Source organism: Methylophilus sp. Leaf414, assembly GCF_001425425.1.
Classification (GTDB): domain Bacteria; phylum Pseudomonadota; class Gammaproteobacteria; order Burkholderiales; family Methylophilaceae; genus Methylophilus.
On record NZ_LMQQ01000004.1, the window covers coordinates 258081 to 272973 of the forward strand.

The window sequence follows — 14893 nt, forward strand, 5'->3', positions numbered from 1 at the left end:
AACTAATTATTCGTTACAAGGCTGGTCTTTGCAGACACCGTAAATAGTCAGTGAGTGATCCTGCATGGTAAAGCCATATTTTTGTGCAGCATCCTTCTGTCTTTTTTCGATTTCTTCGTCATAAAACTCTTCGACGCGGCCGCATTTGATACAGACAATATGATCATGGTGGCTGCCTTCGTTTAATTCGAATACCGCTTTACCACTCTCAAAATGATGGCGCACCAGCAAGCCGGCTTGTTCAAATTGGGTTAATACCCGGTAGACGGTTGCCAAACCTACATCTTCGCCGTTACCAATCATGACCTTATAAATATCTTCAGCGGACAAGTGACGCTGTTGACTACGCTCAAACAATTCCAGGATTTTCAAGCGTGGCAGAGTTGCTTTCAAGCCGGCATTTTTGAGATCTTTTGAGTCATGCATAGTGTTTTGTCCATTGTTGTGTAGTCCGGCATATTTGATTGCGAAACTACGTGGTATATTAATGTTTGTGTTCAATATACCGATTATAAAGTGAATCCAATGCGTAATTCTATCTTTTTTGTGTTGGTTGTAGCATCTCTTGGGAGTGGGTGTGGTGCAAAGCTTCCATCAATGAAGCCTTTCAAGATGGAAGTGCAACAGGGGAATGTCGTTACATCGAAAATGCTATTGCAGTTACGCCCTGGGATGACGCGCTCGCAAGTGCGCTACATCATGGGGACACCACTAGTTGTAGATAGTTTCCGTGATAACCGCTGGGATTATTTCTACGAGTTGCGCAAGCAAGGTGCAGTGGTGGAAAAGCGCAGGGTGATTCTCGACTTTGATAAAGATAGTTTAGTAACAGTACGTGGAGATGTCATTCCATCCGCAGAAAACCCGGAAATCAAAACGATTGCCGAAACACCTAAACAAAAAGTGGCCGAGGCGCAAGATCAAAGCTGGTCAGATAAACTCAAATTCTGGAAGAGCGATGAGGCGGCTGGTGCCGCTGCTACAGGAGCAGTTGCTGGCGCAGCAACTGCTGAGTCTGCTAAAAATTCTGCAAATGAGCCACAGCCATCCAATGCAGATCAACCAAAGTCCCAGTTGACTACTACACCTGAAGTGCCTGCGACCGCAAAAGCTGCTGAAGTACCTAAAACGCCTGAAGTAGCCAAAGTACCAGAACCTCAACCTGCCAATGCTGCTGACAATGAAGTTGTGCCATACATTCCTGAAGGTGAGTATTCGGCAGCACCTACCCCGCAAGATATGGCGAAAGGTAACCTGGATGCTTCTGCTAACCAGGTGGCAGATGCTAGCGCACATGCCGTGACCGAAAAAGGGGTGGCACCTAAACCTTCTGAAGTAGTTGAGCCACCGCCGGTCTTTGAGCAAGAGGCAGTGGCTGCACCTGCACTAGCTGAGCCTGAGCCAGTATTGCCTCCGCCTGTGAAAGCTTCTCCGCCTTCGGCAGTTGGCAAAAGTGTAGAAGCGCCAGTGACATCGGCTGCAATTGCTACCCCCGCGTTAGTTGCAGTGGCCAAGGATGCTCCTTCAAAATCTACAGAGACTAAAAAAGTTGAAACCAAGCCTGCTGCGACCAAGCCAGCAGTCACGCAAGCCCCTGCGACTAAAAAGAATGAGCCAACAATCGTCAAAACACAGCCAACCTCGCCCGACGATGACGAGGTGATCCCTTATATCCCTGAAGGAGAATATGTAGAGCAAGTCATCCCGACTGAAGGGGAGATGATAAAGGGCAATATGGCTGAAGCCAACGCACCGGCTATTGATGCGCAAGCGCACCAAGTGACAGAAAAAGGCGTTGCACCCAAAGTAACTGATGAATCAAACCCTACGTTTATCGCCGAGCAATTGCCGGAACCAGAGCCTGAGCCAGAATTGCCGCCACCACCGCCTAAGCCTGTTGCTAAGCAGAATATTCCACCGGCAGCCATAGCTGCTGCAGCTGAAGCGGCAACCGAAGCTAAGCCCCCTGTTGTTAAACAGGCCGCCGTACCGGTTGCAGAACCAACTGCACAGGCATCAGCCACTAGCGATGCTGGTGTCAATCAATCTGTGGCGGCCTGGGCGCAAGCTTGGAGAAGCAAAGATGTGAATGCCTATTTTGCAGCTTATGCGCCAGAGTTTGTGCCTGATGGTATTGCAAGCAGGAAAGTCTGGGAGGCGCAACGCAGACAACGCCTTTCGTCCAAACAAGGCGAAATCACCCTGGTATTGAATAACTTGCAGGTACAGCGTGATGGCGGTGAAGCCGTTGTACAGTTTGAGCAGAAATATGCTGCAAAAACTTACAAGGACGAACTGTTGAAAACGCTGGAATTGCGTTATGAGCCAGCGCAAAAACGCTGGTTAATTACACGTGAGCGTACTGCAGCAATAGGGTCTTCTCCAGTGCCTGAAGTGGTAGCCTTGCCTAACAAGGCAGAGGTGGCAGTCCCTGCCGCTACCGCTGCAAAAGTGGAAATTCCTGTTGCAACCGAGCCAACTGTTGAAGCCGCGATTGAAACCTGGGCACAAGCCTGGCGCACCAAAAACATTAAAGCCTATCTGGCAGCCTATTCTCCAGATTTTAAACCTGAAGGATTGCCTAGCAAGAGTGCATGGGAAGCACAGCGTAAAAAACGTCTCGCCCCAAGTCAAGGCAACATTAGCCTGGAAGTTGATGCGGTGAACGTTGAGCGTAACGGCGATAGGGCAGTGGCCACCTTTAACCAGAAGTATTCAGCCAAGGCTTACCGTGATGTGATGGTTAAAAAACTGGAGTTTAAACTGGACCCTGCAACACAGACATGGTTAATCGTACGTGAAACTGCTACTTCTGCCACTGAGTTGCCGGCAGCTAAGCAACAGGTGACAACCCCTGAAAACAGCCCGGAGCAGTCAGAGCCTGCGGCTGAACAAATCGGGTTTTAAACAAACCCCGTGTAATTTTAAGAATGTATTGAGCGAGTTATGTTAAAAGTAGTGATTGCAGGCGTGTCAGGCCGTATGGGACATGCCCTGCTGGATGGTGTGTTTTCCGATAGTAGTTTGCAATTGCATGCTGCATTGGATAGAGCTGGCAGTGGAATGATAGGCCGTGATGCTGGTGAGCAATTTGGTAAAGTCAGCGGTGTAAACATTACTTCAGATATTTCTGCGGCCTTGCATGGTGCGGACGTGCTGGTTGATTTCACCCGGCCTGAAGCCAGTCTGCAATATTTGCAAGCGTGCCAGCAAGCCAAGGTTAAGTTGGTGATTGGCACAACCGGTTTCAACGAGACTGAAAAAACAGCGATTGAACATGCGGCGCAGCAGACAGGTATTGTGTTTGCCCCGAATATGAGTGTGGGCGTGACCTTGCTGATTAACCTGGTTGAGCAGGCGGCACGCGTATTGAATGATGGTTACGATATTGAAGTGGTTGAAATGCATCACCGTCACAAAGTAGATGCGCCATCCGGAACCGCGTTGCGCTTAGGTGAAGCAGCTGCCAAGGGAATCGATAAAGCATTGAATGATTGTGCGGTCTACGCACGTGAAGGTGTGACTGGCGAACGTGAAGCCGGCACCATTGGCTTTGCTACCCTGCGTGGTGGCGATGTGGTGGGCGACCACACAGTTGTGCTGGCGGGTACGGGAGAGCGGGTAGAGTTAACCCATAAAGCTTCCAGCCGTGCTACCTTTGCGCAAGGCGCATTGCGTGCTGCCAAATTTCTGGCAGATAAGCCGAGCGGCTTGTTTGATATGCGCGATGTCCTCGGTTTTGCTAAATAGATTTTGCGGTGATGTCAGGCAGGTTTTAGCAAAACTAAGTAATTTACGTATCTAGCTGCTCTTGAGTGAGTGGTCTTAATAGGCTATAATGCTGCAATTCTGAAACGGGAAGAGTCCAAAAAGCTTTTCCCGTTTTGCACATCTATTCACCGGAGCTTGAATCACCTTCAACCCTCAGGCTGAACCCTCTAAAGGATGTGTTTCGTATCAAACTTAAGGAGCTAAAGGTGTCAAAAACAATTCCAGCGATTTTAGTCTTGGCAGATGGAACTGTTTTTAAGGGCATTAGCATTGGCGCTTCAGGTCATACGACCGGTGAAGTAGTGTTTAACACTTCTATCACTGGTTATCAGGAAATTCTTACCGATCCTTCGTATACCGAACAAATTGTGACACTGACTTATCCGCACATTGGTAACTATGGTACCAATAGTGAAGATGTAGAGTCAGGCAAAGTCTATGCTGCAGGTCTGATCATCCGTGACTTGCCCTTATTGGAAAGCAATTTCCGCAGTGAACAAAATCTTTCAGATTATTTGAAAACTAACAATGTGGTCGCGATTGCGGATATTGACACCCGCAAACTGACGCGCATATTGCGTGAAAAAGGTGCGCAGGCGGGCTGTATTATGGCTGGCGAATCTGTTGATGAAGCGCAAGCGCTCTCATTCGCCACAGGGTTCCCTGGTTTAGCAGGCATGGACCTGGCCAAAGTGGTGAGCTGTAAAGAAACTTACGAATTCACCGAGCCTGAATGGCATTTGGGTAAAGGCTTCAGCAAGACTACTGAGCAGAAGTTTCATGTGGTGGCGTTTGACTACGGCGTTAAACGCAATATCTTGCGCATGCTGGTTTCTCGTGGCTGTAAAGTCACGGTACTGCCAGCTCAGGCGACTGCTGAAGAAGCGCTGGCTTACAAACCTGACGGTATCTTCCTGACCAATGGTCCCGGCGATCCGGAACCATGTGATTATGCGGTTAAAGCGATTAAAACATTGGTTGATAGTGGTATTCCCACATTTGGTATCTGTTTGGGACACCAGTTGCTGGCTTTAGCCAGTGGTGCCAAAACATTGAAGATGAAATTTGGCCACCATGGTGCAAACCATCCGGTGCAAGACGTTGAAACCAAGCGTGTATATATCACCAGCCAAAACCATGGCTTTGCGGCCGATCCATCTACTTTGCCTGCCAATATTAAAGTGACGCATATCTCATTGTTCGACGGCAGCCTGCAAGGTATAGCACGCACAGACAAGCCAGCGTTCAGCTTCCAGGGCCATCCTGAAGCCAGCCCTGGCCCGCAAGAAATGAGCGTGTTGTTTGACCGCTTCATACAGTTAATGCAAGACAGCAAATCAACGCTAGAAAGAAAGTCCAGCTAATGGCAAAGAGAATTGATATTAAAAGTATTCTGATCATCGGCGCCGGTCCGATTGTCATTGGCCAGGCCTGTGAGTTTGACTACTCTGGTGCGCAGGCCTGTAAGGCTCTGCGTGAAGAAGGTTACCGTGTGATTCTGGTGAACTCGAATCCGGCAACTATCATGACCGATCCGGAAATGGCGGATGCGACTTACATCGAGCCGATTACCTGGCAAATCGTCGAGAAAATCATTGAAAAAGAGCGTCCTGATGCGCTGTTGCCTACCATGGGCGGCCAAACCGCTTTGAATTGTGCATTAGACCTGGACAAGTACGGGGTACTGGAGAAATACAAAGTTGAATTGATCGGTGCTTCAAAAGAAGCGATCGATAAAGCTGAAGACCGTCAAAAATTTAAAGAAGCCATGACCAAAATTGGTCTGGGTTCGGCGCGCTCTGCGATTGCGCATAGCCTGGAAGAAGCACTGCAAGTGCAGGCGACAATTGGTTATCCAGCGATTATCCGTCCTTCCTTCACCATGGGCGGTAGTGGCGGCGGTATTGCCTACAATCGTGAAGAATTTATTGCCATCTGCGAACGTGGCCTGGATGCCTCACCCACTAACGAATTACTGATTGAAGAGTCGTTATTGGGTTGGAAAGAATATGAGATGGAAGTGGTACGCGACAAGGCGGACAACTGCATCATTATCTGTTCGATTGAAAACCTGGACCCGATGGGTGTGCATACCGGTGACAGCATTACAGTTGCGCCAGCGCAAACATTGAGCGATAAAGAGTACCAGATCATGCGTAACGCCTCGTTGGCGGTACTGCGTGAAATCGGTGTTGATACCGGTGGTTCCAACGTACAGTTTGCGATTAATCCAGATGATGGCCGCATGATTGTGATTGAGATGAACCCGCGTGTCTCACGTTCATCTGCATTGGCTTCCAAAGCCACTGGTTTCCCGATTGCAAAAGTGGCTGCCAAGCTGGCAGTCGGCTTTACATTGGATGAGTTACGTAACGAAATTACAGGTGGCCAGACGCCTGCATCGTTTGAGCCTTCTATTGATTATGTTGTAACCAAAGTGCCGCGTTTCGCCTTTGAGAAATTTCCGCAAGCCGATAGCCGCCTCACCACTCAGATGAAATCTGTAGGTGAAGTGATGGCGATGGGCCGCAGTTTCCAGGAATCTTTCCAGAAGGCATTGCGTGGCCTGGAAGTGGGCGTCGATGGTTTGGACAGCTTGACTGATGACAAGGATCGTATCGTTAAGGAAATGGGTGAGCCAGGTCCTGAGCGTATCTGGTATGTGGCTGATGCATTCCGTTTAGGCATGACTACCAACGAGATTTTTGATATCACCAAAATAGACCGTTGGTTCCTGGTGCAAATTGAAGAAATTATCAAGCTGGAGCAGTCGCTGATAGGCAAACATATTGCCGATCTGAGCAGGGAAACGGTATTCAGGTTGAAACGCAAAGGTTTCTCTGACCGTCGTCTGGCCAAGTTGCTGGATACTGACCAGCACGCAGTGCGCGCTTTCCGGCAGGCTTTGGGTGTGCGTCCGGTTTACAAGCGTGTGGATACTTGTGCGGCTGAATTTGCGACTAATACCGCTTATATGTATTCAACCTATGAGGAAGAATGCGAGTCCAACCCGACTGACAAGAAAAAAATCATGGTATTGGGCGGTGGCCCGAACCGTATAGGTCAGGGTATTGAGTTTGATTATTGCTGCGTACATGCGGCATTCGCGATGCGTGAAGATGGTTACGAAACCATTATGGTTAACTGTAACCCGGAAACCGTGTCTACTGATTACGATACTTCCGACCGCCTGTATTTTGAACCGGTGACGCTGGAAGACGTGCTTGAAATCGTTAATATTGAGAAGCCGGTAGGCGTGATCGTGCAATACGGTGGCCAAACGCCATTGAAATTGGCGCGTGACCTGGAAAAAGCCGGTGTGCCTATCATTGGTACTACTCCAGATGCGATTGACCGTGCCGAAGACCGTGAGCGCTTCCAGCAAATGTTGCACAAGCTCAACCTCAAACAACCACCAAACCGTACTGCGCGTGCGCCTGAAGAAGCGATACGCCTGGCGATGGAAATCGGTTACCCATTAGTGGTACGTCCATCGTATGTGTTGGGCGGCCGCGCGATGGAAATCGTGCATGAGCAAAGTCAGCTTGAGCGTTATATGCGCGAAGCGGTGAAAGTGTCTAACGAATCACCGGTATTGCTGGATCGTTTCCTCAATGACGCGATTGAAGTAGATGTGGATGCGCTAAGCGATGGCGAAGATGTATTGATCGGCGGCATTATGCAGCACGTGGAGCAAGCAGGGGTGCACTCCGGTGACTCAGCCTGTTCATTGCCACCTTACAGTTTGAGCGACGAATTGCAGGATGAATTGCGTAGCCAAACTGTCCAGATGGCGAAAGCATTAGGCGTGAAAGGCCTGATGAACGTGCAGTTTGCCGTGCAGAACACTGAGCAGGGTGAAGTGGTGTATGTGCTGGAAGTGAACCCGCGTGCTTCACGTACCGTACCGTTCGTCTCCAAGGCTTGTGGTTTGCAACTGGCAAAAATTGCAGCGCGCTGTATGGCTGGTCAATCACTGAAGTCACAAGGGGTGACCAAAGAGGTGATTCCGCCTTACTACTCAGTGAAAGAGGCGGTATTCCCATTCATCAAATTCCCAGGTGTAGATACCATCCTCGGGCCTGAGATGAAATCGACTGGTGAAGTGATGGGTGTAGGCAACACGTTTGCCGAAGCATTCGTCAAATCACAATTAGGTGCTTCAGTGAAAATGCCTACCGGTGGCCGTGCATTCATCAGTGTGCGTAATGAAGATCACCGTAAGGTTATTGATATCGCCAAAGATCTGGTTAGCCTGGGCTTTACCATCGTGGCGACCAAAGGGACTGCGCGGGCTTTGTCCGAGCAGGGTCTGGATGTGACGCCGGTGAACAAGGTAGCCGAAGGTCGTCCGCATATTGTTGACATGATCAAGAACAATGAAATCAGCCTGATTGTGAATGTGACCGAAGACAAAAAAGCAATCACCGATTCATATGAGATCCGTCGTAGTGCCTTGCAAAACAAGGTTACCTACTACACCACATTGGCTGGCGCCCGCGCTGCCTGTATCGGTATGGCACAAAGCAAGGACATGGATGTGTATTCGGTGCAAGACTTGCACAAACGTCTGGCATAACTTACACTGAGGTCATTGCATTAAGAAATATTGCACTGACTGTTATTGAAATAAGCCACGCTCGACCGGGTGTGGTTTATTTTTTTTATACTAATTTTTTTCAAGGTTTTCGTTATGGCAGTAAATCAATTTCCTGTGACCGTGCTTGGTGCAGAATTATTAAAAGAAGAATTACAACGTCTTCGCGCGGTTGATCGCCCGAATATTATTCAAGCAATTGCTGAGGCGCGTGCGCAGGGTGATTTGTCAGAAAATGCAGAATACGAAGCGGCTAAAGAACGCCAAAGCTTTATTGAGGGTCGCATTTCCGAATTGGAAGCCAAACTTTCCAACCTGCAGATTATTGACCCGGCGACATTAAATGCAGAAGGCCGCGTGGTATTCGGGGCGACCGTACGTTTTGAAGACCTGGACTCAGGCGACAGCAAAATCTACCAAATTGTGGGTGAAGATGAAGCGGATATCAAAAACGGCAAAATCTCAGTGAGTTCACCGATTGCACGTGGCCTGATCGGTAAATCCGAAGGCGAAGTGGCGGAAGTGCAATCTCCAGGTGGGATTAAAGAGTACGAAATTATAGAAGTACTTTATAAATAGTGTTTATTTAAAATACTCATCCAACTTAGTAAGTTTCTTTCAACACAAGGGAAGCGCAAATGGCATCTAAAGCTGGATTTACCGGATGGTTAACTCCGGTGCTGCTCACATTATGGGTAGGTGCGTTGTGGATGACGGGTATCACTGCCAGTGTGCTGTTCCAGAATATTGTTGATCGGCAACTGGCCGGGCTGGTTGCAGGCAAGCTGTTTACCATTGTCAGTTATATCGGTATTGTCAGCGGTTTGTGGTTGCTGGTGCAACGTCTGGCAGCAGATGGCTTTTCAGCTTTCAAGCAAAGCCTGTTCTGGATAGTGCTGATTATGTGGGTGCTGGTATTGGTAGGTGAGTTCGGTATTCAACCATTGTTAGCACAACTGAAAGCCCGCGCCTTGCCTAAAGATGTCATGCAGAGTGTATTTGCCAGTCGCTTTAAAACCTGGCATGGCATTGCAAGTGTTGCTTACCTGGCAGAGTGTGTGCTCGGTTTGTGGCTGGTCATTAAATCCAGATAACAAAAAACGCGCAATAAATGCGCGTTTTTTAATCAGACAATCAGCTTGTTATAATTTTGGGATAACAATTTTCGCTGACGCTTTAACGGTGTCGCTAGCACGATAAAACACCAATTGTTTACCGATATGATGCACCACAACTGCATTCACCTTGCTGGCGATTTCATCCAGCATAGATTTACGTAACGCGCGGTCATCACCTGAAACCTGCACCTTAATTAATTCATGCGCATTCAGGTTGAGGTCAATCTCTTTTAATACAGACTCAGTCAGACCGTTGTTGCCAATCATGACCACTGGATTAAGCGTATGGGCCAGCCCACGTAAATGCGCGATTTGTTTACTATTTAATTGCATAAAAGCATTCCTTCAAGACAACCTCTATTTTAGCACGAAGCCAATACTCACCCTATGAAACCTTCTAAAACCAGCAAGGCATGGATGCAAGAGCATCTGAATGACGAATATGTCAAACGCGCACAAAAAGAAGGCTACAGGGCGCGTGCAGCTTATAAACTGCTGGAAATCGATGACAAAGATAAATTAATAAAACCGGGTATGACCATCGTGGACCTCGGTTCAACCCCGGGCAGCTGGTCTCAGGTCGCCGTGCAACGCCTGAAAGGGCAGGGGCGGGTGATTGCACTCGATATTCTGGAAATGCATCCTATTCCTGGCGTGGAGTTTATTTGCGGTGATTTCCGTGAGGAAACCGTACTCAAACAACTGGAAGCAAGTCTGAATAATAAGTTGGTCGATTTAGTGATTGCAGATATGGCCCCGAATATGAGCGGCCTTAAAGATGTCGATCAGGCAGGCGCCACTTACCTGACTGAACTGGCATTGGAATTTTGTAAAGATTGGTTGAAACCGGGCGGACATATTCTGGTCAAAGTGTTCATCGGCAGCGGATTTGATGAATTAATCAAACAGATGCGCAGCCAGTTTGAAAAAGTCGTCACCCGCAAACCCAAAGCTTCACGAGATCGCAGTAGTGAAGTCTATTTGCTGGGATTACATCGAAAACCTTGAAATGCAATGGTTTTCGGTGTTTAGTTTCGTCGCAAAACCAAAAAATTGTGTATACAATACAATTAAGGCTTGAATTTTTTGGCTTTGCCTCCATAGTCACTTGTAGGGATATTCCCGGCCTTCTGTTTTTAGTTAAGGAACCATCTTGAACAATCTATTGAAGAATATCGCGATTTGGGTAGCTATCGCCTTGTTATTGATGACGGTATTTAATCAATTCAACGGCACCAGCAAGAATAGCGGTCAGGTGGTTTACTCACAATTTATGCAAGAGGTGAGAGATGGCCGCGTGGCAAAAGTCCAGATTGATGGGCGTAATTTGCATGTGACTACCAATGAAGGTAAAAATTATGACACCTTCACGCCTTCCGACCCATGGTTGGTCTCAGATTTATTAAAAAATAACGTCATTGTTGACGCTAAACCAGAAGAACGCGAATCTATGCTCATGAGCATTTTCGTATCCTGGTTCCCGATGATTTTGCTGATTGGCGTCTGGATTTTCTTTATGCGCCAAATGCAGGGCGGTGGTAAGGGCGGTGGTCCATTCTCCTTTGGTAAGAGCAAAGCGCGTCAATTGGACGAGTCCAATAACAGCACTACCTTTGCAGATGTGGCTGGATGCGACGAAGCCAAAGAAGAAGTCTCGGAACTGGTTGAGTTTCTTAAAGATCCTAGCAAGTTCCAGAAACTGGGTGGCCGTATTCCCCGTGGTGTATTAATGGTCGGCCCTCCAGGCACTGGTAAAACCTTATTGGCACGTGCCATTGCCGGTGAAGCGAAAGTTCCATTTTTCAGCATTTCAGGGTCTGACTTTGTTGAAATGTTTGTCGGTGTAGGTGCTGCGCGTGTACGTGACATGTTTGAAAATGCCAAGAAAAATGCGCCTTGTATCATCTTTATTGATGAAATTGATGCAGTTGGTCGTCATCGTGGTGCCGGTACTGGCGGTGGTAACGATGAACGTGAACAGACACTGAACCAGATGCTGGTTGAGATGGATGGTTTTGAAGCTAACTCCGGTGTGATCGTGATCGCTGCGACTAACCGTGCGGATGTACTAGATAAAGCATTGTTACGTCCGGGTCGTTTTGACCGCCAGGTAATGGTTGGCTTGCCAGACATTAAAGGCCGTGAGCAGATTCTGAACGTACATATGCGCAAAGTGCCGATTGATCCGGATGTTAAGGCTGATATCCTGGCCCGTGGTACGCCTGGCTTCAGTGGTGCAGATCTGGCTAACCTGGTGAATGAAGCAGCATTATTTGCAGCTCGCCGTAACAAGCGCACTGTAGACATGCAAGACTTTGAAGATGCCAAAGATAAAATCTTCATGGGTCCTGAGCGTAAATCTATGGTCATGCGTGAAGAAGAGCGTTTGAACACGGCTTACCATGAGTCTGGTCATGCGGTTGTTGCCAAGTTGTTGCCTACTGCTGATCCTGTGCATAAAGTCACCATCATGCCGCGTGGCTGGGCTTTGGGCTTAACCTGGCAACTGCCTGAGCATGATCGTATCAGCAACTACAAAGACAAAATGTTGCATGATATTTCGATTCTGTTCGGTGGCCGTATTGCTGAAGAAATTTTCATGCATCAGATGTCAACCGGTGCTTCAAACGACTTTGAACGTGCAACCAAACTGGCGCGTGATATGGTGACCAAATACGGTATGTCTGATAGCTTGGGGACTATGGTCTATGCAGGTAGCGAGCAGGATTCATGGATGGGCAGCATGTCTTCCCGCACCGTGTCTGAAGCTACCCAGCAAAAAGTGGATGCTGAAATCCGCCGTATTCTGGATGAGCAATATGCACTTGCCCGCAAACTGCTTGAAGACAACCGCGATAAAGTGGAAGCCATGACCAAAGCATTAATGGAAATGGAAACCATCGATGCAGACCAGATAAACGACATCATGGCTGGGTTGCCAGTGCGTCCAGCGAAGCCAAAAAATGGCCCAACTGTGACGACAAGTGGTGGTAGTGGAACTGGTGGTGCTGTGGTAAATACGTCGCCACAACCTACTGCAAAAACTGAGGAAACTGATTTAAAACATCAATAGACTCTGGGCTTAAGTTAGAATGTAAAGGCTGGCTTTGCCAGCCTTTATTTTTTTATAGAATTGTTTATATGCACTTTCGTTGCGGCGCATTTACATTAGATCTTAACACCCCCCAGGTGATGGGTATCATCAATGTCACACCGGATTCTTTCTCGGATGGTGGACAATATTCGCAGACAAATTCCGCTGTAACGCATGCCCTTAAGCTGATTGAAGACGGCGCTGCCGTGCTGGACATAGGCGGTGAATCTACCCGCCCCAATGCCATGCCGGTGCCATTTGAAGAAGAATTGCAGCGTGTGATTCCGGTCATTGAGGCATTAGTCTCAGAAAATATTCCGGTGCCGATTTCAATCGATACCTATAAACCTGCCGTTATGAAGGCTGCAATTGATGCCGGTGCCAGTATTGTTAATGATGTGCGTGCTTTATTAGAACCCGATGCATTGCAGATTGTTGCAGGCAGCAACGCTGGCGTGTGCCTGATGCATATGCAGGGCACCCCCCAGACCATGCAGGAAAATCCACATTATGAAAATGTGGTTGCTGAAGTCAAAGCGTTTTTACGCCTCCGACGCGATGCCTGCCTGGTAGCTGGCATTCCACAGGATCGCATTTTGCTCGACCCTGGATTTGGTTTTGGTAAAACGCGCGCGCATAATATTACCTTGGCTAAATCCCTGGCCGATTTGCTGGATCTGGATTGCCCGCTTTTAGTTGGGTTATCGCGCAAATCGGTATTAGGGCAGGTGACCGGCAATGATGTCGATGCTCGTTTGTATGCAAGCATCGCTGCGGCAGTTGCCAGCGCGATGCAGGGCGCACATCTGCTGCGCGTGCATGATGTCAAGGCCACTGTAGAGGCCTTAAAAGTTGTCACAGCGCTAAAATAAACCAAAAACAAACTTAGCATAAACCGAGAGTAAAACAGGGAAATTATTAAGTATGAGTAAACAGTATTTCGGCACCGACGGTATCCGTGGACGCGTAGGTGAATCGGTCATCAATCCCGAATTCGTTATGAAGCTTGGTTATGCGGCAGGGCGCGTATTGGCTAGCCAGGAGCAACTGCCTAATGGGCAACGTCCCACCGTGTTGATAGGCAAGGACACGCGTATTTCCGGTTATATGCTGGAAGCGGCGCTGGAAGCGGGATTATCTGCGGCAGGCGTTGATGTGCTGTTGACCGGGCCTATGCCCACGCCGGCCGTTGCGTATCTAACCAGGGCCTTACGCGCTCAGGCCGGTATTGTGATCTCTGCTTCGCACAACCCCTATTACGACAACGGGATCAAGTTTTTCTCAGCCCAGGGCACAAAACTGGCAGATGATGTTGAATACGCGATTGAAGCTGAAATAGCCAAACCGATGCAGGTGATGGAATCAGCCAATCTGGGGAAAGCCAAACGTGTCGATGATGCGGCCGGGCGCTATGTTGAGTTCTGTAAAAGCACTTTCCCTAGCCACCTCGATTTGCGAGGCCTGAAAATTGTACTCGATTGCGCACACGGCGCTACCTACCATGTGGCACCTGATGTGTTTCATGAACTGGGCGCTGAAGTCATTGCCATAGGCAACCAGCCGGATGGCCTCAATATTAACGAGCAAGTAGGCTCTACTCATCCTCAAGCCTTGCAAAAAGCCGTGGTTGAACAGCAGGCTGATCTTGGCATCGCTTTTGATGGCGACGGTGACCGCGTCATGATGGTCGATGGTGCCGGCAATTTGCTGGATGGTGACCAGTTGCTCTATATCATTGCCATGGGGCTATATGCCAAAGGAAAACTCAAAGGTGGCGTGGCGGGCACACTCATGACCAACCTGGCATTGGAACATGCACTGCAAAAACACCAGATCCCGTTTGGACGCGCTAAAGTCGGTGACCGCTATGTGCTCGAACTACTGCAAAGCAAAAACTGGAAACTGGGCGGGGAAAATTCCGGCCATATCCTGACCCTGGATAAACACAGCAGTGGGGACGCCATCATTGCATCTTTACAGGTATTGCATTCCCTACGTGAAAGTGGCAAAACGCTACTGGAGCTGGGCGCTTGTCTTGCCCTGTACCCGCAAGTATTAATCAATGTGACAACCATGCAGAAGCTCGATCTGGAGCAAGCTGCGGTGCAGCAAGCCGTTAAGCAGGCAGAAAATGCACTTAATGGTGAAGGCCGAGTCCTACTACGGGCTTCCGGCACTGAGCCGAAAATTCGCGTCATGGTCGAGGGCTTAAACCATGCCTTGGTACAAGCGCAAGCTGAAACACTCGCTTCGGTTATCCGCCAGCTGGCTGCTTAATTTCAGAGGTCTGATTTTAAAAAGTTTGATTTCAGA

The 14893-nt window shown here is 48.5% G+C and carries 12 protein-coding genes; 10 read left to right on the forward strand and 2 right to left on the reverse strand.

Translation table 11 applies throughout. The features are described 5' to 3' along the window. Positions 1 to 6 precede the first annotated feature (6 nt). Positions 7 to 426: a ferric iron uptake transcriptional regulator gene (fur, locus tag ASG24_RS10210; protein ID WP_055829593.1), complete on the reverse strand. Its 420-nt coding sequence runs from the start codon at positions 424 to 426 to the stop codon at positions 7 to 9. A gap of 171 nt (positions 427 to 597) precedes the next feature. On the opposite strand from fur, the gene bamE reads away from it, so the two are divergent. The 6 genes from bamE (at position 598) to ASG24_RS10240 (ending at position 9462) form a co-directional block, all read left to right on the forward strand. Further along, positions 598 to 2907: an outer membrane protein assembly factor BamE gene (gene bamE / locus ASG24_RS10215; RefSeq protein ID WP_235562392.1), complete on the forward strand. Its 2310-nt coding sequence runs from the start codon at positions 598 to 600 to the stop codon at positions 2905 to 2907. 39 nt (positions 2908 to 2946) lie between these two features. Then, entirely contained in the window at positions 2947 to 3750 is an 804-nt protein-coding gene (gene dapB, locus ASG24_RS10220; protein ID WP_055870990.1) for a 4-hydroxy-tetrahydrodipicolinate reductase, read from the forward strand. A 227-nt stretch (positions 3751 to 3977) separates the two neighbouring features. Further along, positions 3978 to 5135: a glutamine-hydrolyzing carbamoyl-phosphate synthase small subunit gene (gene carA, locus ASG24_RS10225; protein WP_055870993.1), complete on the forward strand. Its 1158-nt coding sequence runs from the start codon at positions 3978 to 3980 to the stop codon at positions 5133 to 5135. After that, a complete protein-coding gene (gene carB / locus ASG24_RS10230) occupies positions 5135 to 8350 on the forward strand; it encodes a carbamoyl-phosphate synthase large subunit (protein ID WP_055870996.1) in 3216 nt (1071 codons plus the stop codon). The genes carA and carB overlap by 1 nt, the downstream gene beginning before the upstream one ends. Before the next feature lie 114 nt (positions 8351 to 8464). Beyond that, a complete protein-coding gene (gene greA, locus ASG24_RS10235) occupies positions 8465 to 8947 on the forward strand; it encodes a transcription elongation factor GreA (RefSeq protein ID WP_055829578.1) in 483 nt (160 codons plus the stop codon). Between the two features lie 59 nt (positions 8948 to 9006). Beyond that, positions 9007 to 9462 (forward strand): DUF4149 domain-containing protein, encoded by a 456-nt coding sequence (locus ASG24_RS10240; protein WP_055870999.1) that lies wholly within the window; start codon positions 9007 to 9009, stop codon positions 9460 to 9462. A 48-nt stretch (positions 9463 to 9510) separates the two neighbouring features. On the opposite strand, the gene yhbY is transcribed toward ASG24_RS10240, so the two are convergent. Next, the gene (gene yhbY, locus ASG24_RS10245) at positions 9511 to 9819 is read right to left on the reverse strand and encodes a ribosome assembly RNA-binding protein YhbY (RefSeq protein WP_055871002.1); all 309 of its coding nucleotides are present in this window, start codon (positions 9817 to 9819) and stop codon (positions 9511 to 9513) included. Positions 9820 to 9873: 54 nt separating this feature from the next. Between yhbY and rlmE the strand changes: the two genes are divergently transcribed. From rlmE to glmM, 4 genes are all read left to right on the forward strand, one after another. Further along, positions 9874 to 10494 carry a 23S rRNA (uridine(2552)-2'-O)-methyltransferase RlmE gene (gene rlmE / locus ASG24_RS10250; protein WP_055829569.1) on the forward strand — a complete coding sequence of 207 codons (621 nt, stop codon included), beginning with the start codon at positions 9874 to 9876 and terminating at the stop codon, positions 10492 to 10494. Positions 10495 to 10639: 145 nt separating this feature from the next. Then, positions 10640 to 12559 carry an ATP-dependent zinc metalloprotease FtsH gene (ftsH, locus tag ASG24_RS10255; RefSeq protein ID WP_055871005.1) on the forward strand — a complete coding sequence of 640 codons (1920 nt, stop codon included), beginning with the start codon at positions 10640 to 10642 and terminating at the stop codon, positions 12557 to 12559. A gap of 68 nt (positions 12560 to 12627) precedes the next feature. Beyond that, positions 12628 to 13452 (forward strand): dihydropteroate synthase, encoded by an 825-nt coding sequence (folP, locus tag ASG24_RS10260; protein ID WP_055871009.1) that lies wholly within the window; start codon positions 12628 to 12630, stop codon positions 13450 to 13452. Positions 13453 to 13504: 52 nt separating this feature from the next. Continuing rightward, positions 13505 to 14857 (forward strand): phosphoglucosamine mutase, encoded by a 1353-nt coding sequence (gene glmM / locus ASG24_RS10265; protein ID WP_055871012.1) that lies wholly within the window; start codon positions 13505 to 13507, stop codon positions 14855 to 14857. The last annotated feature ends 36 nt before the right edge of the window (positions 14858 to 14893 follow it).

Excerpts from the sequence above, each read along its gene's own strand:
- fur (WP_055829593.1), bottom strand. The coding sequence starts at position 426 with ATGCATGACTCAAAAGATCTCAAAAATGCCGGCTTGAAAGCAACTCTG.
- dapB (WP_055870990.1), top strand. The coding sequence starts at position 2,947 with ATGTTAAAAGTAGTGATTGCAGGCGTGTCAGGCCGTATGGGACATGCC.
- carB (WP_055870996.1), top strand. The coding sequence starts at position 5,135 with ATGGCAAAGAGAATTGATATTAAAAGTATTCTGATCATCGGCGCCGGT.
- ASG24_RS10240 (WP_055870999.1), top strand. The coding sequence starts at position 9,007 with ATGGCATCTAAAGCTGGATTTACCGGATGGTTAACTCCGGTGCTGCTC.
- greA (WP_055829578.1), top strand. The coding sequence starts at position 8,465 with ATGGCAGTAAATCAATTTCCTGTGACCGTGCTTGGTGCAGAATTATTA.
- glmM (WP_055871012.1), top strand. The coding sequence starts at position 13,505 with ATGAGTAAACAGTATTTCGGCACCGACGGTATCCGTGGACGCGTAGGT.
- bamE (WP_235562392.1), top strand. The coding sequence starts at position 598 with ATGAAGCCTTTCAAGATGGAAGTGCAACAGGGGAATGTCGTTACATCG.
- yhbY (WP_055871002.1), bottom strand. The coding sequence starts at position 9,819 with ATGCAATTAAATAGTAAACAAATCGCGCATTTACGTGGGCTGGCCCAT.
- folP (WP_055871009.1), top strand. The coding sequence starts at position 12,628 with ATGCACTTTCGTTGCGGCGCATTTACATTAGATCTTAACACCCCCCAG.
- rlmE (WP_055829569.1), top strand. The coding sequence starts at position 9,874 with ATGAAACCTTCTAAAACCAGCAAGGCATGGATGCAAGAGCATCTGAAT.